At 74.6% G+C, this 19,454-nt stretch carries 17 protein-coding genes; 4 read left to right on the top strand and 13 right to left on the bottom strand.

Annotated elements, in window-relative coordinates; genetic code table 11:
• Nucleotides 1-6 precede the first annotated feature (6 nt).
• From NLU66_RS08030 to glmS, 7 genes are all read right to left on the bottom strand, one after another.
• Complete coding sequence (locus NLU66_RS08030; protein WP_259362374.1) at nt 7-519, bottom strand: GNAT family N-acetyltransferase; 513 nt, start codon at nt 517-519, stop codon at nt 7-9.
• Between the two features lie 16 nt (nt 520-535).
• Nucleotides 536-1,297, bottom strand: coding sequence for a tRNA (adenosine(37)-N6)-threonylcarbamoyltransferase complex dimerization subunit type 1 TsaB (tsaB, locus tag NLU66_RS08025; protein WP_259362373.1), 762 nt, complete (start codon nt 1,295-1,297; stop codon nt 536-538).
• Entirely contained in the window at nt 1,297-1,872 is a 576-nt protein-coding gene (tsaE, locus tag NLU66_RS08020) for a tRNA (adenosine(37)-N6)-threonylcarbamoyltransferase complex ATPase subunit type 1 TsaE (protein ID WP_259362371.1), read from the bottom strand. Before tsaE ends, tsaB begins: the two co-directional genes overlap by 1 nt.
• Nucleotides 1,869-3,017, bottom strand: coding sequence for an alanine racemase (alr, locus tag NLU66_RS08015; protein ID WP_259362370.1), 1,149 nt, complete (start codon nt 3,015-3,017; stop codon nt 1,869-1,871). The genes tsaE and alr overlap by 4 nt, the downstream gene beginning before the upstream one ends.
• Nucleotides 3,018-3,030: 13 nt before the next feature.
• On the bottom strand, nt 3,031-4,578 hold the full coding sequence (locus NLU66_RS08010; protein WP_259362369.1) for an NAD(P)H-hydrate dehydratase: 1,548 nt from the start codon (nt 4,576-4,578) through the stop codon (nt 3,031-3,033).
• Nucleotides 4,575-5,069: a holo-ACP synthase gene (locus NLU66_RS08005; protein WP_323374648.1), complete on the bottom strand. Its 495-nt coding sequence runs from the start codon at nt 5,067-5,069 to the stop codon at nt 4,575-4,577. Before NLU66_RS08005 ends, NLU66_RS08010 begins: the two co-directional genes overlap by 4 nt.
• Before the next feature lie 162 nt (nt 5,070-5,231).
• Entirely contained in the window at nt 5,232-7,100 is a 1,869-nt protein-coding gene (gene glmS, locus NLU66_RS08000; RefSeq protein ID WP_259362368.1) for a glutamine--fructose-6-phosphate transaminase (isomerizing), read from the bottom strand.
• Nucleotides 7,101-7,302: 202 nt separating this feature from the next.
• Here glmS and coaA point away from each other — a divergent pair, with 202 nt between their 5' ends.
• Nucleotides 7,303-8,259 carry a type I pantothenate kinase gene (gene coaA / locus NLU66_RS07995; protein ID WP_259362367.1) on the top strand — a complete coding sequence of 319 codons (957 nt, stop codon included), beginning with the start codon at nt 7,303-7,305 and terminating at the stop codon, nt 8,257-8,259.
• 231 nt (nt 8,260-8,490) lie between these two features.
• Here coaA and NLU66_RS07990 read toward each other — a convergent pair whose 3' ends face one another.
• Both NLU66_RS07990 and glmM read right to left on the bottom strand, forming a co-directional pair.
• Entirely contained in the window at nt 8,491-9,282 is a 792-nt protein-coding gene (locus NLU66_RS07990; RefSeq protein WP_259362366.1) for a hypothetical protein, read from the bottom strand.
• A gap of 42 nt (nt 9,283-9,324) precedes the next feature.
• The gene (gene glmM, locus NLU66_RS07985) at nt 9,325-10,677 is read right to left on the bottom strand and encodes a phosphoglucosamine mutase (protein WP_259362365.1); all 1,353 of its coding nucleotides are present in this window, start codon (nt 10,675-10,677) and stop codon (nt 9,325-9,327) included.
• Nucleotides 10,678-10,869: 192 nt separating this feature from the next.
• Here glmM and NLU66_RS07980 point away from each other — a divergent pair, with 192 nt between their 5' ends.
• Nucleotides 10,870-14,223, top strand: a complete 3,354-nt coding sequence (locus tag NLU66_RS07980; protein ID WP_259362364.1) for a DEAD/DEAH box helicase — start codon at nt 10,870-10,872, stop codon at nt 14,221-14,223.
• Between the two features lie 16 nt (nt 14,224-14,239).
• On the opposite strand, the gene cynS is transcribed toward NLU66_RS07980, so the two are convergent.
• From cynS to truA, 4 genes are all read right to left on the bottom strand, one after another.
• Nucleotides 14,240-14,734: a cyanase gene (gene cynS / locus NLU66_RS07975; protein ID WP_259362363.1), complete on the bottom strand. Its 495-nt coding sequence runs from the start codon at nt 14,732-14,734 to the stop codon at nt 14,240-14,242.
• 226 nt (nt 14,735-14,960) lie between these two features.
• Entirely contained in the window at nt 14,961-15,461 is a 501-nt protein-coding gene (rpsI, locus tag NLU66_RS07970) for a 30S ribosomal protein S9 (RefSeq protein ID WP_137770163.1), read from the bottom strand.
• Between the two features lie 49 nt (nt 15,462-15,510).
• Nucleotides 15,511-15,954 carry a 50S ribosomal protein L13 gene (gene rplM / locus NLU66_RS07965; RefSeq protein WP_137770162.1) on the bottom strand — a complete coding sequence of 148 codons (444 nt, stop codon included), beginning with the start codon at nt 15,952-15,954 and terminating at the stop codon, nt 15,511-15,513.
• A 313-nt stretch (nt 15,955-16,267) separates the two neighbouring features.
• The gene (truA, locus tag NLU66_RS07960) at nt 16,268-17,143 is read right to left on the bottom strand and encodes a tRNA pseudouridine(38-40) synthase TruA (protein ID WP_259362362.1); all 876 of its coding nucleotides are present in this window, start codon (nt 17,141-17,143) and stop codon (nt 16,268-16,270) included.
• A gap of 113 nt (nt 17,144-17,256) precedes the next feature.
• On the opposite strand from truA, the gene purD reads away from it, so the two are divergent.
• Nucleotides 17,257-18,549 (top strand): phosphoribosylamine--glycine ligase, encoded by a 1,293-nt coding sequence (purD, locus tag NLU66_RS07955; protein ID WP_259362361.1) that lies wholly within the window; start codon nt 17,257-17,259, stop codon nt 18,547-18,549.
• Entirely contained in the window at nt 18,546-19,451 is a 906-nt protein-coding gene (locus NLU66_RS07950; protein ID WP_259362360.1) for a phosphoribosylaminoimidazolesuccinocarboxamide synthase, read from the top strand. The genes purD and NLU66_RS07950 overlap by 4 nt, the downstream gene beginning before the upstream one ends.
• Nucleotides 19,452-19,454: the final 3 nt, after the last annotated feature.

The raw sequence follows: 19,454 nt of genomic DNA, 5'->3' as shown, positions 1-19,454 counted from the left end.
GGGCTGTCAGGCCCGCAGGCGGCGCTCAATGACGAGGGCGTCGACGGTGCGGTCCGGGAGCCGGTAGTAGCCGGGGCGACGGCCGATCTCGGCGTACCCGGCCCGCGTGTAGAACGTGCGGGCCCGGTCGTTGTCCTCCCGCACCTCGAGCAGCATGCGCTCCGCGCGGCGCACCACGGCGACCTCCTCGCACCAGCGCAGCAGCGCCCGGCCGATCCCGACCCCCGGCCGCAGGGTGCCGATCGTGTGCAGGTCCGCCACGTCGCCGGCGACCATGATCCCGGCGTAGCCGAGCAGCGGGCCCGCGGCGTCCTCGCCCTCCGCGGCGACCACGTAGTCCCGGGAGGGGTGGGCGATCTCCTCGGCGAGCTGGGCGGGGCTCCAGGCCTCACCGGGGAAGAGCGCGAGCTCCGCCTCCGCGATCGGGCCCAGGTCCTCGGGGCGGGCACGGCGCAGGGCCCAGGGCGTCCCGGGCTCCGGGGCGGGACCGCCCACGGTCACGGCGCTGATTGGCGGCATGGCCTCGGGCCGGGCCTCAGCGGCCCAGCGCGCTCTTGCGCGCGGTGGGCTTCGCGGCGTCGGGCTCGCGCAGGTACAGCGGGGCCGTGTCGGTGAGGTCCTCGCCGCGGGCGACCAGCTGCGAGGCGACCTGGAGCAGGTGCCCGGCGCCCGCGTGCGCGAGCGACGAGGTCGCGGGCAGCAGCTCGGGGTAGAGGGCGGCTCCGGAGCCCACGAGCAGGTCGCAGGCCGTGAGCTCGGCGGCGACGTCCGCGGGGGCGCCGACGGCGGGGCCGTGCTCGCGCACCAGGTCCCCGCCCTCCGTCCGGCGGTAGCGGGCGTGGTAGACCTCGCGGCGACGGGCGTCGAGGGCGACCGCGACCGTGAGCGGCGCACCGGCCCCGGGGCCGACGGCGGGGTCGTCGGGACCGGCGGCGGCGTCGGCGGGACCGGAGTCGGCGTCGGCCTCGGCGAGCGCCTCGTGCGCGAGCGCGTCGAGGGAGCAGACGCCCACGAGCGGCACGTCGAGCACCGCCGCGATCGTGCGCGCGACGACGAGTCCCACCCGCAGCCCGGTGAAGGGACCGGGGCCGCGGCCGGCGACGACGCCCGTCACCTCGGAGCGGGTGGCGCCCGCAGCGGCGAGCACCTCGTCGACGAGGCCCAGCAGCACCTCGTCGTGGTGGCGGGCGCGGTCGTCCCCGGCGACGGCGAGCACCTCGAGCGGCTCGGGCCCGCCCAGGGTGCCGCGGGCCGCGGCGACGCTCACGGCGCCGGAGGTGTCGATCCCGAGCAGCATCAGCGTGACTCCTCGTCCTCCGCCGCGATCACGGCGGTCGGGGCGGTGGTGGTGACGGACAGGTCCGCGGAGCGCAGGGCCTCGGCGAGGTCGGTGCGGGCCGCCTCGTCCCAGCGCGGGCCCTGCGGGGTCAGGCGGATCGTGCGCGGCTCCTCTGGGTCCTCCGGGTCGCCGTCCCAGATCTCCGGCCGCTCGAGCTCCACGAGCAGCCACGACTCCACGAGGTGCTCCACGCGGCCGCGGCCCCATTCGATGACGGTGACGGCGCGGTCGAGATCCGCCTCGAGGTCGAGGTCGTCGAGGTCCTCCCCGTCGCCCAGCCGGTAGGCGTCGACGTGGACGAGGTCCGGGCCGCCGCTCAGCGAGGGATGGACCCGCTCGATGACGAAGGTCGGCGAGGCGACGGCGCCGCGCACGTCGAGCCCGGCCCCGAGGCCCTGGGTGAACGTGGTCTTCCCGGCGCCGAGGGGGCCGTCGAGCACGAGCAGGTCGCCGGCGCGGAGCACGCCCGCGAGGGCGCGGGCCAGGGTGCGGGTCCCCTCCGCGCGGTCCGTCTCGACGCAGAGCGTGGTCACGGGAGGACCTCGCGGGCCACGCGGCCGGAGACGGAGGTGAGCACCTCGTAGGGGATGGTGCCGGCGGCGCGCGCCCAGTCCTCCGCGGACGGGGCGCCGGCGCCGAACAGGACGACCTCGTCCCCCGCGCGGGCGGCGGAGTCCGGGCCGAGGTCCACGACGATCTGGTCCATGCTGATGCGCCCCACCTGCGGGGCGCGCAGGTCACCCTCGGCGGTGCGCACGAGCACCTCGGCGCGGCCGCTCGCCGCACGGTGCAGGCCGTCCGCGTAGCCGATCGGGACGAGGCCCAGCCGGGTCGCGCGGGAGGTGGCGTGGGTGCGGCCGTAGCCGACGCTCTGCCCCTCCGGCACCTCCTTCACCAGCGCGAGGCGGCTCGTGAGGCTCATCGCGGGGCGCAGCTCGAGGTCCGTCGGCACCGGGGCGTAGCCGTACAGCGCGAGCCCGGGGCGCACGATGTCGCGGTGCAGGTCGGGGCGGGTGAGCGTCGCCGCGGAGTTCGCGAGGTGCTGCAGCGGCACGGGGCCCATCTCCTCGGCGAGGTCCGCGCAGGCGGCGTCGAAGATCTCGACCTGCGCGTCGGTCGCCGGGTCCGCCGGGTCGTCGGCGCTGGTCAGGTGCGTCCAGGCGGCGCCCACGCGGAGGTAGTCGTCCTCCTGGATCGCGGCGGCGATGCGGCGCACGTCCTGCGGGAGCACGCCGTTGCGGCCCATGCCGGTGTCGATCTTGAGGTGGAGGCGGGCGCGGCGGTCGGCCTGCCGCGCGGCCTCGGAGAGCAGGGAGACCATCTCGAAGGAGCCGACGGAGACGTTGACACCGGCGCGCAGGGCCTCCGGCAGCACGGCCTTCGCGGTCTCGGGCTCGTAGAGCCAGGTGAGGATGTTGACGTCGAGGCCCGCGCGCGAGAGGGCGAGGGCGCTCGCGGGGTGGGCCACGCCGAGCCAGGTCGCGCCGCCCTCGAGGGCCGCGCGGGCGGCGGTGAGCATGCCGTGCCCGTAGCCGTCCGCCTTCACGACGGCCATCAGGGCGGTGTGCCCGGCGAGGGTGCCCGCGATGGCGCGGGTGTTCTCGGTGATGGCCGAGGGGTCCACGACGGCACGGTTCGGCACGTGCCGCGGGTCCTCCGCGGGGATCGGGATGGTCATGGTGCTCCTTCGCTCAGGGCAGGGCGCCCGCCAGGATAGCGGCGAGAGCGGCCGGGAGGTGGTCGGCGACGTCCAGGGCGACGAGGGGGACGAGGCCGTCGCGGGACGCGAGCCGGCCAGCGCGGCCGTGCAGCAGGGCGGCGAGGGCGGCGGCCTCGGGGCCGGGGAGACCGGCCGCGAGGAGGGTGCCGAGGATCCCGGCGAGCACGTCCCCGGTGCCGGCCGTCGCGAGCTGCGAGGTGGCGTCGTCCTGGGCGAGCAGCGGCCCGCCCGTGCGGCCGGGGGCGACGACGGTGACGGCGCCCTTGAGGAGCACCGTCGCGCCCGTGGTGCGGGCGAGTGCGCTGGCCAGCGCCGGGGCGCTCTGCTCGGTGTCGATCTCGAGACGCTCCGCGAGACGGTCCGCCTCGCCGCGGTGCGGGGTCAGCACGATCTCCGATCCGAACCGGTCCTCGGAGCCGATCGCGCCGAGCGCGCCGGCGTCGATCACGCCGCGGCCCGGGCCGTGGGCGCCGCGCCGCAGCAGGGCCACGCCGGCCCGGGCGCGGGGGTCCTCCGGGGAGAGACCGGGGCCGACGACGAGCGCGTGGGTGCGGCCCGCGGCCTCGAGATCGATGACGGGCCGGGCGTGACCGGTCTCATGCGAGGGCGGGGTGGGGCTCTCGTGGCCCACGACCTCCGGCCGGCGGTGCAGCACGAGCTCGCGCACGCTCTCCGGGGCGAGCAGGCGCACCATGCCGGCGCCCGCGCGGGCGGCGCCCGAGACGGAGAGCACGGCCGCGCCCGGATAGTCGGGGCTGCCGGCGGCGAGGGCGACGACCCCGCGGCGGTACTTCGTGGACCCCGCCCCCGGGCGCGGGAACAGGGTGCGCACGTCGGCGTCGGTGAGCCGCTGGACCACGAGCCCGGGACCGGAGGTGGGCAGGTGCGGGTCCAGGCCCAGGTCCACGGGGTGCACGGTCCCGGCGAGCGCGCTGCCGCCGGGGAGGAGGAGGCCCGCCTTCACCGCGCCGAAGGTGAGGGTGGCACGGGCGGCGAGCACCTCGGGGGCCGCCTCGCCGGTGGTCGCGTCGAGGAAGCTCGGCAGGTCCACGGCGATCACGGGCAGGCGGTGGCGACGCACGGATTCCAGCAGCGGGACGATCGGGGCGGGCACCTCGGGCCGGCCGCCGATGCCGACGATCGCGTCGAGCACGAGGTCCATCTCGTCGAGGAGGTCGTCGAGGTCCCGCTCGGGCAGCTCGTCGAGGCGGTCGATCCGCCCGCCGGCCTCCCGCAGCGCCTGTGCCCCGCCCTCGTGCAGGCTCGCGCCGGTCGCGAGCGCCCGCGCCTGCACACCGCGGCCGCGCAGCAGGGCTGCCGCGTGGAGGCCGTCCCCGCCGTTCGCGCCCGAGCCGGCGAGCACGAGCACGCGGCGGTCGCGCAGCGGGCCGCGGGGCTCGAGCAGCGCCGCGACGTGTGCGTCGATCGCGGCGGCGGCGCGCTGCATGAGCGGCTCTCCCGCGTCCAGGAGGGGACGCTCGGCGGAGCGGACGGCGGCGGCGGAGTAGCCGATGATCATCGCGGGACCTCGATGTTCGCTGTCGGGGACGGATCGGCCCGCTCGGCGACGACGATCGCGGTGGCGATGTCGCCGTCGTGCGAGAGGGACAGGTGCAGGTGCGTCACCCCGAGCTCCTCCGCCGCGGCGAGGGTCGCGCCGCGCAGCACGAGGTAGGGGCGGCGCACGGCGGTGCGCTGGACGGTGACGTCCTGCCAGGAGAAGTCGCCGGGATGGCCGAGGGCCTTGCCGACGGCCTCCTTCGCCGCGACCCGTGCCGCGCGGGAGGCGAGGGAGAGCTCGCGCTCCTCGGGGGCGAAGAGCCGCTCGCCGAGGGCGGGGGTGCGCTCGAGCAGGCCCTCGAGCCGCGAGATCTGGGCGACGTCGATGCCGACGCCGACGATCCGGCCGTCCTCGCGCGGCGGGAACGCCCGGCCCGTGACGGTCGTCCCGTCGGTCGACCTGTCAGTGCTGCCCGCGGCGGTGGCCCCGGGCTCGGAAGAGGTGCTCACCCTCGCAGTATCACACCCGCTCCCCCACCCGTGCAGGCCCGTCGGCCCGCAGCAGGACGACCGGCCCACCACCCCGGGAGGGGTGACGGACCGGCCGTCGGGCGCGCCGCGCAGGCGCCGACGGGTGCGCCGCCCACAGCGGCGCGCCCCGTCGTCAGCGGGTCACTCGACCGTCACCGACTTCGCGAGGTTGCGCGGCTGATCGACGTCCAGGCCCTTCGCGGCGGCGAGGGCGCACGAGAAGATCTGCAGCGGGATCACGGTCAGCAGCGGCGCGAAGAGCGTGCGGGTCGCCGGGACGCGCAGGACCACGTCCGAGTACGGCAGCACGTCCTCGTCGCCCTCCTCCGCGATCACCAGGGTGCGGGCGCCGCGGGCGCGCACCTCCTGGATGTTCGAGACGACCTTCGAGTGCAGGGAGTCGCGGCCGCGCGGGGACGGCACGATGACGAAGACCGGCTGCCCCTCGTCGACCAGGGCGATCGGCCCGTGCTTGAGCTCGCCGGCGGCGAAGCCCTCCGCGTGGATGTAGGCGATCTCCTTGAGCTTGAGCGCCCCCTCGAGCGCCGTCGGGTAGCCGACGTGGCGGCCCAGGAACAGCACGCTCGTGGTGTTCTTCATCGACTGCGCGAGCTCCTCGACGGCGCCCGCGCCGTCGAGCACCGTCTGCACGTGCGCGGGGAGCTGCTCGAGGTCCTCCATGAGGGCCGCGATCTCGTCGGGGAAGAGGTTCCCGCGCACCTGGGCGAGGTACAGGCCCAGGAGGTAGCAGGCGGTGATCTGGCCGAGGTACGCCTTCGTCGAGGCGACCGCGATCTCGGGGCCCACGTGGAGGTACAGGGCGGCGTCGGCCTCGCGCGGGATCGTCGAGCCGTAGGTGTTGCAGATCGCGACGACCTTCGCGCCCTGCTCCTGCGCGTGGCGCATGGCCATGAGGGTGTCCATGGTCTCGCCGGACTGGGAGATCGCGACGACGAGGGTCTTCTCCGTGACGATCGGGTCGCGGTAGCGGAACTCGTGCGCGAGCTCGACCTCGGTGGGGATGCGGCACCAGTGCTCGATCGCGTACTTCGCGACGTTGCCGGCGTTCGCGGCGGTGCCGCACGCGACGACGATGATCTTGTCGATGCTGCGCAGCACCGACTCGTCGATGCTCATCTCGTCGAGGTGGAGGGCGCCGCTCTCGATGCGGCCGCGGAGGGTGTCCGCGACGGCGGTCGCCTGCTCGTGGATCTCCTTGGCCATGAAGGAGTCGTAGCCGCCCTTCTGCGCGGCGGCGACGTCCCAGGCGATCGTGTACTGCTTCTTCTCGGTGACCTCGGTGCCCTCGAAGTCGGTGACGGCGACGTCGTCGGCGGTGACGGTGACGACCTGGTCCTGACCGATCTCGAGCGCCTCGCGGGTGTTGTCCACGAAGGCGGCGACGTCGGAGCCGAGGTAGTTCTCGCCCTCGCCGAGGCCCACGACGAGCGGGGAGTTGCGGCGGGCGGCGACGACGCGGTCCGGCTGGTCGCGGTGGATGGCGAGGAGGGTGAAGGCGCCCTCGAGCTGGACCGCGGCGGCGCGCAGGGCGAGGGTGAGGTCGCCGGTGCGCTGCATCTCGCGGGCCACGAGGTGCGCGGCTGCCTCGGAGTCGGTCTCGGAGCGGAAGGTGTAGCCGTCGGCCTCGAGGGAGGCGCGGAGGGCGGCGAAGTTCTCGATGATGCCGTTGTGGACGAGGGCGAGCTCGTCGTCCTTGCCGCCCAGGTGGGGGTGGGCGTTCTCGTCGGTCGGCGCGCCGTGGGTGGCCCAGCGGGTGTGGCCGATCGCGACCGCGGAGGTCGGGACGTCCTGTCCCTCGAGCACCCCCCGGAGGTTCTTCAGCTTGCCCTTGGCCTTCGCGACGCGCACCTCGGAGCCGTCGAGGACGGCGACGCCCGCGGAGTCGTATCCGCGGTACTCGAGACGGGCGAGGCCCTGGAGGGCCACGTCGACGGGACGGGAGGAGGGGGAGGCGGGGCGCTGGCCCACGTAACCGACGATTCCACACATGGGGACGAACGTAGCGCCCCGGGAGGCCCCGCGCCGCACCAGATCGCCGCAGGTCACGAGTGTTCGCTCACGCTTCACCCTCCTCGTGACCGGTCGTGACGGGCGGTGCGCACGCCCGTGCACGATCGCGCAGGGGTGCGTCGTGGGTCTCACCGGCGCGGGAGTGACGGGGGCACGGGCGGGCGGCTGGAAGAATCGCCCCATGAGACCCGCTGCCGCGTCGAGTGCCGTCACCCCCTTCCTCGAGATCCCCCGCGAGGACTGGGCGAGGCTCTCCCGGCAGACCCCGCTCCCCCTGGACGCGCGGGACGTCGACAAGCTCCGCGGCCTCGGCGACATGATCGACCTGAGCGAGGTCGACGCCGTGTACCGGCCGATCTCCCGCCTGCTGAACATCCAGGTCGCCCAGGCGCAGCGCCTGCGCCGCTCGCGCGGGGACTTCCTCGGCGAGCAGCAGGTGCGCACCCCGTACATCATCGGCGTCGCCGGCTCCGTCGCGGTCGGCAAGTCGACGACGGCCCGCCTGCTGCGCGAGCTCATGGCCCGCTGGCCGGACACCCCCCGCGTGCAGCTCGTGACGACCGACGGCTTCCTGCTCCCCAACGCGGAGCTCGAGTCCCGCGGGATCATGCACCGCAAGGGCTTCCCCGAGAGCTACGACCGGCGCCGGCTGCTGCGCTTCGTCGCGGACGTCAAGGCCGGGGTCGAGCGCGTCGAGGCGCCCGTGTACTCGCACCTCGTCTATGACATCGTGCCCGACGAGCGCGTCGTCGTGGAGAGCCCCGACGTGCTCATCCTCGAGGGCCTGAACGTGCTCCAGCCCGCGCGGCCGCGGCGCGACGGCCGGCTCGGCATGGCCGTCTCCGACTTCTTCGACTACTCCGTCTACGTCGACGCCCGCGGCGAGGACGTCCAGCGCTGGTACGTGGACCGCTTCCTCGCCCTGCGCCGCACCGCCTTCTCCGACCCGCGCTCGTACTTCCGCCGCTACGCGGAGCTCACGGACGAGGAGGCGGTCGAGACGGCGCTGCGGATCTGGCACACGATCAACGGGCCGAACCTCTCCGAGAACGTGCTGCCCACCCGCGGCCGCGCCGACCTCGTGCTGCGCAAGGACGCCCGGCACCGCGTGCAGAACGTGCTCCTGCGCAAGGTCTGAACCCGCCCCCGCGCCCGCCCACGCCCACGCACCCACGCACCCACGCACCTGCGCGCCCGCGCGCCCGCGCAGAACGGGGATGGTCCGATTCTGTTCCAGATCCACCATTGATCTGGCCCAGAATCGGACCATCGGCAATTGCGCGCGAGCGCCGGGCTCGCGGGAACGCCGAACTACAGGGAGCGCTGGGCTCGCGGAAGCGCCAGGCTCGAGGGAAAGCCCGGCCCCGGTTCAGTCGAAGGCCGGGTCCTGCTCGAGCCGCTCTGCCAGCAGCCGCTCCGCAGGGCCCAGCGAGCTCAGGGCGAGCGGCTCGTCGACGCCGGGGACCATCCCACCGCCCCACCAGCGGACGGTGCCGGGCCACCAGATGACGGTCCCGTGCGCGGCATACGGGTGGGAGGCATCGTGCACCTCTCCCCAGCGGGCCCTGATCCCGTCGTCCTCCTCGCGACGCAGCGGAGGACGCTCGAGCAGGCGCAGCAGCGCTCCGCCGCGCCGGGCGTGCCAGGAGGGCTGGGCGAGATCCGCGGGCGCGCCGTCGTCCAGGATCCCGGGGAGCAGCAGCACCTCGGCGTCCTCGGCGAGCGGCGCAGGTTCGCTCTCGATCGACCGGCTCAGCAGCTCGGCGAGACCGCCGATGATCGCCCCCTCCGGGCCCGGTGGCGGGTCGAGGTGCCACTGCGCGGGCGCGGACGGCGCCAGGGCCGCGTGGGCGAGGGGCAGGTCCTCGTCGTCGAGGTCCCTGCGCTCGAACCAGACGTCGAGCTCCGACGTCGTCGAGTCCTGCCCGAGCAGCACGGACGGCACCCGGGCATCCGAGGACGGGGGATCGTCGGGCCAGGTGCGCAGGGAGCGGCCGTCGTCGGCGATCCGATATCGCAGACGAAGGGCGACCTCCCCACCGACCTCGAGCGCGAGCATCGCCGCGCCGGGCCGCAAGGGTGTGGATCCGGCCACGGGGAGCACAGGCCACGGCTGCCACCACGTGCTCACCGCGACGGCGCGCGGCGTCCGCTCCGTCATCCCCGTGACCTTCAGATCAGCCGCGCCGGCGGTGCCCCGCGCTCAGAGCGCGAGGCGCTCCTGGACGACGGCGGCGAGGCGCTCGGCGACGGCGGTCGCGGTCTCGTCCGTGGGGGCCTCGACCATGACGCGGACGACGGGCTCGGTGCCGGAGGGGCGCAGCAGCACGCGGCCGCTCTCGCCGAGCTCCGCCTCCGCCGCGGCGACCGCGTCGCGCACCTCGTGGTCGATCGTCGCGCGGGCCTTGTCGACGCCCTTGACGTTGATGAGCGCCTGCGGGAGGCGGGACATGACGTCCGCGAGCTCGCGGGCGGAGGTGCCGGTCGCGGCGATGCGCTGCAGCAGGTGCAGGGCGGTGAGCTCGCCGTCGCCGGTGGTGGCGTGCTCGGCGAGGATCACGTGACCGGACTGCTCGCCGCCCACGGAGTACCCGCCGAGGTTCATCTCCTCGAGCACGTAGCGGTCGCCCACGCCGGTCTGGGCGAGGGTGATGCCGTGCTCCTTCATGGCGAGCTTGAGGCCGAGGTTGCTCATGACGGTGACGACGAGGGTGTCGTCGTGGAGCTTGCCGCGCTCCTTGAGGTCCAGGGCGAGGATCGCCATGATCTGGTCGCCGTCGACCGGCTCGCCGTCCGCCGCGACCGCGAGGCAGCGGTCCGCGTCGCCGTCGAAGGCCACGCCGAGGTCCGCGCCGTGCTCGAGCACCGCGGCCTGCAGCGGGCCGAGGTGCGTGGAGCCCACGCCGTCGTTGATGAGGCCGCCGTCGGAGCGGTCTCCGATCACGTGGACGGTCGCGCCGGTGCGGCGCAGCGCCTCCGGCCCGGAGACCGAGGCCGCGCCGTTCGCGCAGTCGGCGACGACGGTGAGGCCCGTGAGCGGGCGGTCGAGGGTCGCGACGAGATGCTCGACGTACTGCTCGACGGCGTTCTCGTAGGGGCGGATGGTGCCGACGGCGGTGCCCTGCGGGCGCTCCCACTCCTCGCCGAGCCGCGCCTCGATCGCGTCCTCGACCTCGTCGGGCAGCTTCACGCCGCCGCGGGCGAAGAACTTGATGCCGTTGTCCGGGGCCGGGTTGTGGGAGGCGGAGATCATGACGCCGAGGTCCGCACCGGTGGACTGCACGAGGAAGGCGAGGCCCGGGGTCGCGATGATGCCCGCGTCGAGCACGTCGACCCCGGCGGAGGCGAGGCCCGCGCTCACCGCGGCGGCGAGGAAGTCGCCCGAGGGGCGGGTGTCCCGGCCGACGATCGCGACGGGCTTCTTCCCGTCCGCCTCGAAGGCGCCGAAGGTCCCCAGCACGTGGGCGGCGCCCACCGACAGCTCGACCGCGAGCTCCGCGGTGATGTCGTCGTTCGCGCGTCCGCGCACGCCGTCGGTGCCGAAGAGTCGAGCCATGAGGAGGGTCCTTCCGAGATGCGGGGCCCTGCGCGGCCTGCGCGGGCGGAACGGCACCGACTGTAGCGCCCGGGGCTCCCCCGGCGCCCCGGGCGCGCCCCGCGTGGTCGTGCTCACGCCGCCCCCGTCGGCCCACCGTGGGCCCTCCCTCGGATGCGCCGTGAGGGCTCCGCGCTCGATACGCTGTCCCCTATGCCTTCGTCGGCCTCCTCCGCCTCCACCCCGCCCTCCGCCGCCGCGCCGCTGCCGCACGTGCCGCCGCTCGCGATCAGCCAGGCGGTGGGCGACGCCGCCGCCGGCCGCGGCCTCGAGTACTCGCGCCAGAAGCGGGTGATCTCCCTGGACTGGGACCGCGCCGCGGGCCGCGCCGAGGCGGAGGTCGAGGGGATGAGCGACCGCTACCGGGTCGTCGTCGAGCTGCGTGAGTACGAGGAGGACGCCGTCTCCCGCCGCTTCTGGCGCCCCACGGCGGGCGGCATCTGGCGGCCCACCGGCTCCCGCTGCACGTGCCCCGTCTCCCGCGACTGCAAGCACGTCGCGGCGACCCTGTACGCGCTCGACGCCCGCGCCGAGGAGCAGGACCGCGAGCACCCGCCCTCGGAGTGGCGCTCCGTGCTGCGCCCCCTGCTCGGCGAGGAGGCCGCCGAGGAGACGACGCCCCAGCCGCTCGCCCTGCGCTTCGACCTCGCGGCCGCGCCGCTGCAGGGCCGCGGCGCGCGGATCGGCCGGGAGGACGTCACCGAGGAGCACCTCGCGGCCGGCTCGCCGCTGTCGCTCAGCATGCGCCCGCTGATCATGGGCCGGAAGGGCACCTGGATCAAGGGCGGCATCTCCTGGCGCACCTTCGAGTACCGCGTCCACTCGACCGCCTACGACCCCGCCCATGCGGAGGCCCTCACCCGGATCTTCGCCGCGGCCTCCGCCGAGCGCTCCTACGCGGTGGGCGCGATCGAGCAGCTGTGGATCAACCAGATCGGCTCGCCGCTGCTGTGGCAGGCCCTCGCCCACGCGCGCGACGTCGGCGTCGCCTTCCTCCCCGGCAGCGCGCTCACGGGTCTCTCGCTCGCGGGCTCCGCCGCGGTCACGGTGGACCTGCGCAGCACCGGCGAGGGCGCGCCGCTCGTCGTCCGGCCGCTCGTGACGATCGACGACGTGCCCGCCCCGCACGCCCGCCCGCTCGGCAGCGCCGGCATCATCGACCTGGACCCGGAGCGCGCCGAGCCCGCACCGAAGGGCGACGGCCTGCGCCTCCCGGCCCGGATCGCCCCCGCCGGCAGCCCGATCCCCACCGCCCTGCAGCGCCTCTTCCAGCGCACCGCGCCGCTCGAGGTCCCGCCCGCCGAGCGCGAGGAGTTCCTCGAGGTCGCCTACCCGCACCTGCGGGCCACGACGGCCGTGACCAGCTCCGACGGCAGCGTCGAGATGCCCGCGGTGCGCCCTGCGACGCTGCGCCTCGCCGCCGCCTACGCCGAGGGCGACCGCCTGGACCTCACCTGGTCCTGGCAGTACCACGACCCCTCGCGCACCCTCCCCATCGACCGCCGCCAGGGCGTGCGCCGCGACGTGGAGCACGAGGACGCGGTGCTCGAGGCGGCCCGCTCCCTGTGGGCGCAGGCCGGCCGCGACGCGACCGAGCACCTCTCCGGGCCGGACACGGCCGCCTTCACCGAGCACGTCCTCGACGCGCTCGGCACCCTCGACCACGTCGAGGCGCGGATCGTCGGCACCCGCCACGCCTACCGCGAGCTCGACGGCTCCCCGCAGGTGCGCGTGAACCAGTGGCCCACCCCCGGCAAGAACGACTGGTTCGACCTGGGCTTCGAGATCACGGTCGACGGCCGCACGATCCCCTTCCCCACCCTGTTCACGGCCCTCGCGACCGGCCAGGGCCGGCTCATGCTCCCGGACCGCACCTACTTCTCCCTCGACAACCCCGTCTTCGACCGGCTCCGCGAGCTGATCGGCGAGGGCGAGGCGCTCGCGGAGTGGAACCCCCACCAGCAGCAGATCAGCCGCTACCAGGTGGACATGTGGGAGGACATCACCGCGATCGCCGAGGAGGCCCGGGCGAGCGCCGAGTGGGAGCGCAGCGTGGGCGCCCTCGCCCGCCTCACGGAGATCACCGCCCCGCCCCTGCCCGCCGCCCTCACGGCGACCCTGCGTCCCTACCAGGAGGAGGGCTTCGCGTGGCTCGCCTTCCTGCTCGAGCACGGCCTGGGCGGCGTGCTCGCCGACGACATGGGCCTCGGCAAGACGGTCCAGACCCTCGCCCTGCTCGCCCACGCCCGGGCGAAGGATCCCACCGCCCCGCCCTTCCTCGTCGTCGCGCCGTCCTCCGTGCTCGGCGTGTGGCGCGCGGAGGCGGAGCGCTTCACGCCCTCGCTCAAGGTCGTCGTCGTGGACCGCACGGCCCGCGCCCGCGGCACCGACGTCTCCCGCGAGATCCTCGGCGCGGACCTCGTCGTCACCAGCTACACCGTGCTGCGGATCGACGCCGAGGAGTTCACGGCGCTGGAGTACCAGGCGCTCGTGCTCGACGAGGCGCAGTTCGTGAAGAACCGCCGCTCCCGCTCCCACCAGGTCGCCGCGGAGATCCGTGCCTCCTTCCGGCTCGCGATCACCGGCACGCCGATGGAGAACACCCTCGAGGACCTCTGGTCGATCCTCGCGCTCGCCACCCCGGGCCTGTTCCCCTCCGCGATCGCGTTCCGCCAGCGCTACACCGCGCCGATCGAGTCCGGGGAGCACCCGGAGCGGATGGCGGAGCTGCGCTCCCGCGTGCGGCCCTTCCTGCTGCGCCGCACCAAGGAGCTCGTCGCGAAGGACCTCCCGCCCAAGCACGAGCAGGTGCTCACGGTGACGCTCTCCGAGCAGCACCGCGCCCTGTACGACTCGATCCTGCAGCGGGAGCGCAAGAAGGTCCTCGGCCTCATCGAGGAGGACCTCGACCGCAACCGCTTCATCGTCTTCCGCTCCCTCACCCTGCTGCGGATGATGGCGCTGGACCCCTCGATCGTCGACGCGGAGGCGCACGGCGACGTCGCCAGCTCGAAGCTCGAGGCGCTGTTCGACCGCCTCGACGAGGTGGTCGACGGACACCGGGTGCTGCTGTTCAGCCAGTTCACCTCGCACCTGCGGCACGTGGCCGACGAGCTCGACATGCGCGGCATCCGCTACGCCTACCTCGACGGCTCCACGAAGGACCGCGACGCCGTGGTCACCTCGTTCCGCGAGGGGGACGCGCCGGTCTTCCTCATCTCGCTCAAGGCGGGCGGCTTCGGCCTGACCCTCACGGAGGCGGACTACGTGTTCCTGCTGGACCCGTGGTGGAACCCGGCCGCGGAGAACCAGGCCGTGGACCGAGCCCACCGCATCGGCCAGGACCGCACCGTCATGGTGTACCGCATGGTCGCGGAGGACACGATCGAGGAGAAGGTGCTCGCCCTGCAGCAGCGCAAGGCGGAGCTCTTCGAGGCGCTCACCGAGGGCGGCGGCGCCTTCGCCCGCGGCATCAGCGCGGAGGACATCCGCGAGCTGCTCGCCTGATCCGGGGCGACCGCGCTCAGGCCTCCGAGGAGACCCAGTCGTAGGGCAGGAACTTCCCGTCGATCGTGAGCACGACCCGGTCGCCGCCGGCGTGCTCGCCCCGGCGCAGGTCGATCGAGCAGTTGATGGCGCTCATGATCCCGTCGCCGAACTCCTCGTGGATCAGCGCCTTCAGCGCCGGGCCGTACACCTGGATCAGCTCCTGGAACCGGTAGATCGTCGGATCGCTGAGCGCCTCGTGGTCGGCGGTGCGGGTGGGCTGACGGGTGAGGGCGGCGACGAGGGCCGGCTCCAGGTCCAGGACCTCCCGCAGCACCTCGGCCTCCGGCGACGGCACGGGGTGCGCGCCGAGCACGGCCGCGGTGAGCCAGACGACCGGCCGTCCCGTGCGCTCGGCGAGCGCGGCCCAGGTGATCCCCCGCTCGCGGCGCCGCTCGTCGATCAGCTCCCCCGCCCGGCTCTTGCCGACGGGCTCCGGTGCTGCGGTGCTGGGCGTCCCCGAGGTGGTCATCGGTGGTTCCTCTCGTCTCCGACACGGATCGAGCGGCCAGGATGCTCGCCGCCGTCGGCGCCGGGGACTGCGGTCCGCCCACCGTGCACGGAGGTCTCGGTCCGGTCTCACCCCGAGGCCGACGGCGCCCCGCGCGGACCCGGGGACGCGGAAGGGCCCCGCCACCCGGAGGTGGCGGGGCCCTTCGCAGCAGAGCGCTCGAGCGCTCGAGGCGGTGATCCGGGGATCAGCGCTTCGAGAACTGCGAGGCCTTGCGGGCCTTCTTGAGGCCGGCCTTCTTGCGCTCGATGACGCGCGCGTCGCGCGTCAGGAAGCCGGCCTTCTTCAGGGTCGCGCGGTTGGCGTCCTGATCGATCTCGTTGAGCGCGCGGGAGACGCCGAGGCGCAGCGCACCGGCCTGGCCCGAGGGGCCACCGCCGGAGATGCGGGCGACGACGTCGAAGCGGCCCTGCAGATCGAGCACCTTGAAGGGGTCGTTGACCTCCTGCTGGTGCACCTTGTTCGGGAAGTAGTCCTCGAGCGTGCGGCCGTTGACGGTCCACTGGCCGGAGCCGGGGATCAGACGGACGCGGGCGATGGCCTCCTTGCGGCGGCCGGTGCCGTACCCGGGCGCGATGGCCGACTGGCCGGAGCCGACGGCCTCCTCGCCGGTGGACTCGGTGGTGAAGGTCGAGGGAGCCGACTCGTCAGTGACGGTCTCGAGGTCCTCGTGGGTGGTCTCGGTCACGGTTCTCCTAGATGTTTTCCGTGCAGTGAGCGGCAGCGGCGGGGGCCGCTTACTGCGCCACCTGGTCGATGGTGAAGGGGACGGGCTGCTGGGCCGCGTGCGGGTGCTCGCCGCCTGCGTAGACCTTCAGCTTCTTGAGCTGCTGGTCGGCCAGCTTGTTCTTGGGGAGCATGCCCTTGATGGCCTTCTCCACCGCGCGCTCCGGATGCGTCTCGAGGAGCTCGGAGTAGGGGGTGCTCCGGAGGCCGCCCGGGTAGCCGGAGTGGCGGTAGGCCAGCTTGGCCTCACGCTTGTTCCCGGTCAGGGCGACCTTCTCGGCGTTGATGATGATCACGAAGTCGCCTGCATCCACGTGGGGTGCGAAGACCGGCTTGTGCTTGCCCCGCAGCAGCTGAGCAGCCTGGGAAGCGAGCCGGCCGAGGACGACATCCGTTGCGTCGATGACGTACCAGGAACGCTCGACATCGTCGGGCTTCGGGGTGAACGTACGCACTCGTGCCTTCTTCTCTCGTCGGAGTGCCCGTCGAGCTCGTTGCTCGCGGGGCACGTTTCGATGGACCGTGGACACGCTTCCTTCGAAAAAAGCATGGCCTTCTCGTCGTGCCCGTCCCGTTCCGCCCACGATGCGGCGACGGTCCTGGATGCGGGTGAGACCCCTCCTCGCGCCGGAAACCAGGTTTCGGCAGCGGAGCAGAGCGCACATCAAGGCACGACGACGCCTCAGGATAGTCGCGGGCGAGCAGGGGGGTCAACGCGGGGAGCGCCCCTCGGGGAGTGGCTTCGCCCACGTCCGCCGCGCCCGGGGCTCAGCCCCGGAGGGTCCGCGCCCGTCGCGCCTGCTCGGCGAGGCCGTCGTCCGGCGGGTACTCGATGTCCTCGAGGGTGAGCCCCTGGGGCGGGCACAGGCTCGCGGCGCCCGCCTCGCCGCGCCGGCCGGCCTCGCGGGTGCGGGCGGCGAGCACCGCCGCGGGCCAGTCCTCCCCCTGGCGGCCCTCCCCCACGGGCAGCAGGGTCCCCACGAGCGAGCGGACCATGTGGTGGCAGAAGGCGTCGGCCCGCACGGTCGCGACGACGAGCCCGGCATCGGCGCTCCCGGGCGCCGGGCGCTCCCAGCGCAGCAGCTCGAGGGTGCGGGTGGTGCTCGCCCCCTCGCGGGGCCGGCAGAAGGAGAGGAAGTCGTGCTCGCCGAGCAGCACCTCGCTCGCCCGGTCCATCGCGTCCACGTCGAGGGGCCGACGGTGGCGCAGCACGTCCCGGCGCAGCGGGTCGTGCACGGACGGGGAGTCGGAGATCCGGTAGCGGTAGGTGCGGCGCAGCGCACCGAAGCGGGCGTCGAACGCGTCCGGGACGACCCGTGCGGAGTGGACGACGACGTCCGAGGGCAGGACGCCCGCGAGCCGGGTCACGAGGGCCTCGGCGGGGTCCCGGTCGGAGCGGCCCGGCAGGACCGCGAGGGTCTGCACACCAAGGTCGAGGTGGCACACCTGCCCGCGGGCGTGGACACCGGTGTCGGTGCGGCCGGCGACGGTGACGGAGACCGGGGTGCGGGTCACCTGGGCGAGCGCGGCCTCGAGCTCCCCCTGCACGGTGCGCAGCCCCGGCTGCACGGCCCAGCCGTGGAAGGCGGTGCCGTCGTAGGAGAGGTCGAGCCGCAGGCGGCGGGTGGGGTCGGGCTCCGGCATACGGGCGATCGTAGCCGCGAGCGGGCCGCCCTCCTCGTGCACGCCCGGAGCCGCACCCTCCGCAGTGCGGGCACCTCCGCGGGAGGTGGACAGCCGTCGGTACCCTGGCCCGCGTGAAGATCCTCGTCATCGGCTCCGGTGGTCGCGAGCACGCGATCGTGCGCCGCCTCGCCGCCGATTCCCCCGCCCCCGAGCTCCACGCCGCCCCCGGCAACCCCGGGATCGCCGCGCTCGCGACCTGCCACGACGTCTCCGTCGACGACCTCGACGGCCAGGTGGCGCTCGCGCAGGAGCTCTCCCCCGACCTCGTCGTCGTCGGCCCCGAGGCCCCGCTGGTCGCGGGCGCCGCCGACAGGCTCCGCGCCGCGGGCCTGACGGTCTTCGGCCCCTCCCAGGAGGCCGCACGGCTCGAGGGCTCCAAGACCTGGGCGAAGGAGATCATGGACGCCGCGCGCGTCCCCACCGCCATGGCGGTCACCGCCACCACGGGGGACGAGGTGCTCCCCGCGCTGGACCGGGTGAACCCGCTGCGGGACGTGCCCTTCGTCGTGAAGGCCGACGGCCTCGCCGCCGGCAAGGGCGTCGTCGTCACCCCGGACATCGAGCACGCGATCGCCCACGGCCGCGCCGTCATCGGCGCAGGCGGCTCCGTCGTCGTCGAGGAGTACCTCGACGGCCCCGAGGTCTCCCTGTTCTGCGTGAGCGACGGCACCCGCGTCGTCCCGCTCGCCCCCGCCCAGGACTTCAAGCGCGCGCTCGATGGCGACGAGGGCCCCAACACCGGCGGCATGGGCGCCTACTCCCCGCTGCCCTGGGCCCCCGCCGGCCTCGTCGAGGAGATCGTCGAGAAGGTCGCCCAGCCCACGATCGACGAGCTCGCCGCCCGCGGCATCCCCTTCGTGGGCGTGCTCTACTGCGGCCTCGCGCTCACCGCCCGCGGCGTGCGCGTGGTCGAGTTCAACGCCCGCTTCGGCGACCCGGAGACGCAGGTGGTCCTCGAGCGGCTCACCTCGCCGCTCGGCCCGCTGCTGCTCGCCGCCGCCCAGGGCGACCTCACGACCGCCGGCGAGCTCACCTGGAGCGACGACGCCGCGGTGACCGTGGTGATCGCCTCCGCCGGCTACCCGCGCAGGAACCGCACCGGTGACGTCATCACCGGGATCGAGCAGGCCGAGGCCACCGGGGCGCACGTGATCCACTCCGGTACCGCCCTCGACGCCGACGGGGACCTCGTGAGCGCCGGCGGCCGGGTGCTGTGCGTCGTGGGCCGCGGCCGGAACCTCTCCGCCGCCCGCGCCGCCGCCCTCGCCGGGGTCGACGCGATCGACCTCGAGGGCTCCCACCACCGCACCGACATCGCCGCCGAGGCCGCCGGGTCCGAGTCCCGGAGCGGGGGCCGGGCATGAGCGCCGCGCTGATCGAGGCCCCCGCGCTCGAGGGCTGGGACCACGCCGTCACCGGCAAGGTGCGCGAGCTGTACGTGCCCGCCGGGGAGGACGTGAGCACCGCCCAGGAGGTGCTCGTCCTCGCCACGGACCGCATCAGCGCCTACGACCACTCCCTGCAGCCGGGGATCCCGGACAAGGGCCGTCTGCTCACCGGGATCAGCCTGTTCTGGTTCGAGCAGCTCGCCGATCTCCTCCCCCACCACGTGCTCTCCGCGACGGACGTCCCGGAGCAGGTCGCCGGGCGCGCGCTGCGCTGCCGGGGCCTGGACATGGTGCCGCTGGAGTGCATCGCCCGCGGCTATCTCACGGGCTCCGGCCTCGCCGACTACCGTGCGGGCGGCTCCGTGGGCGGGCACGTGCTGCCCGCGGGCCTGCGCGAGGCCTCCCGCCTGGACCCGGCGATCTTCACGCCGTCGACGAAGGCGGGCCCCGGTGAGCACGACGAGAACATCACCGTCGCGGAGGCGGGCGACCGCCTCGGCGAGGAGCTCGTCGCGGAGCTCGGCAGCCTGACCCTCGCGGTCTACGAGCGGGCCCGCTCGCTCGCCGCGGAGCGCGGCATCCTGCTCGCGGACACGAAGCTCGAGTTCGGCCGTTCCCGCACCGACGGCGCCCTGACCCTCGGCGACGAGGTGCTCACCCCGGACTCCTCGCGGTTCTGGTCCGCGGAGTCCTACCGCGAGGGCGCCGCGCAGCCGAGCCTGGACAAGCAGTACGTGCGCGACTGGCTCACCTCCCGCGCCTCCGGCTGGCACAAGGGCTCCTCGACGCCGCCGCCGGAGCTCCCGGCGGAGGTCGTCGAGCAGACCCGCGCGCGCTACGTCGAGGCCTACGAGCGGCTCACCGGCACGAGCTTCTGAGCA

This window comes from Brachybacterium sp. NBEC-018 (assembly GCF_024860185.1).
In the GTDB taxonomy this organism is placed as follows: Bacteria; Actinomycetota; Actinomycetes; order Actinomycetales; family Dermabacteraceae; genus Brachybacterium; species Brachybacterium rhamnosum.
Note: the sequence above shows the minus strand (reverse complement) of the source record. Positions and strands in the feature narration are given on the sequence as shown.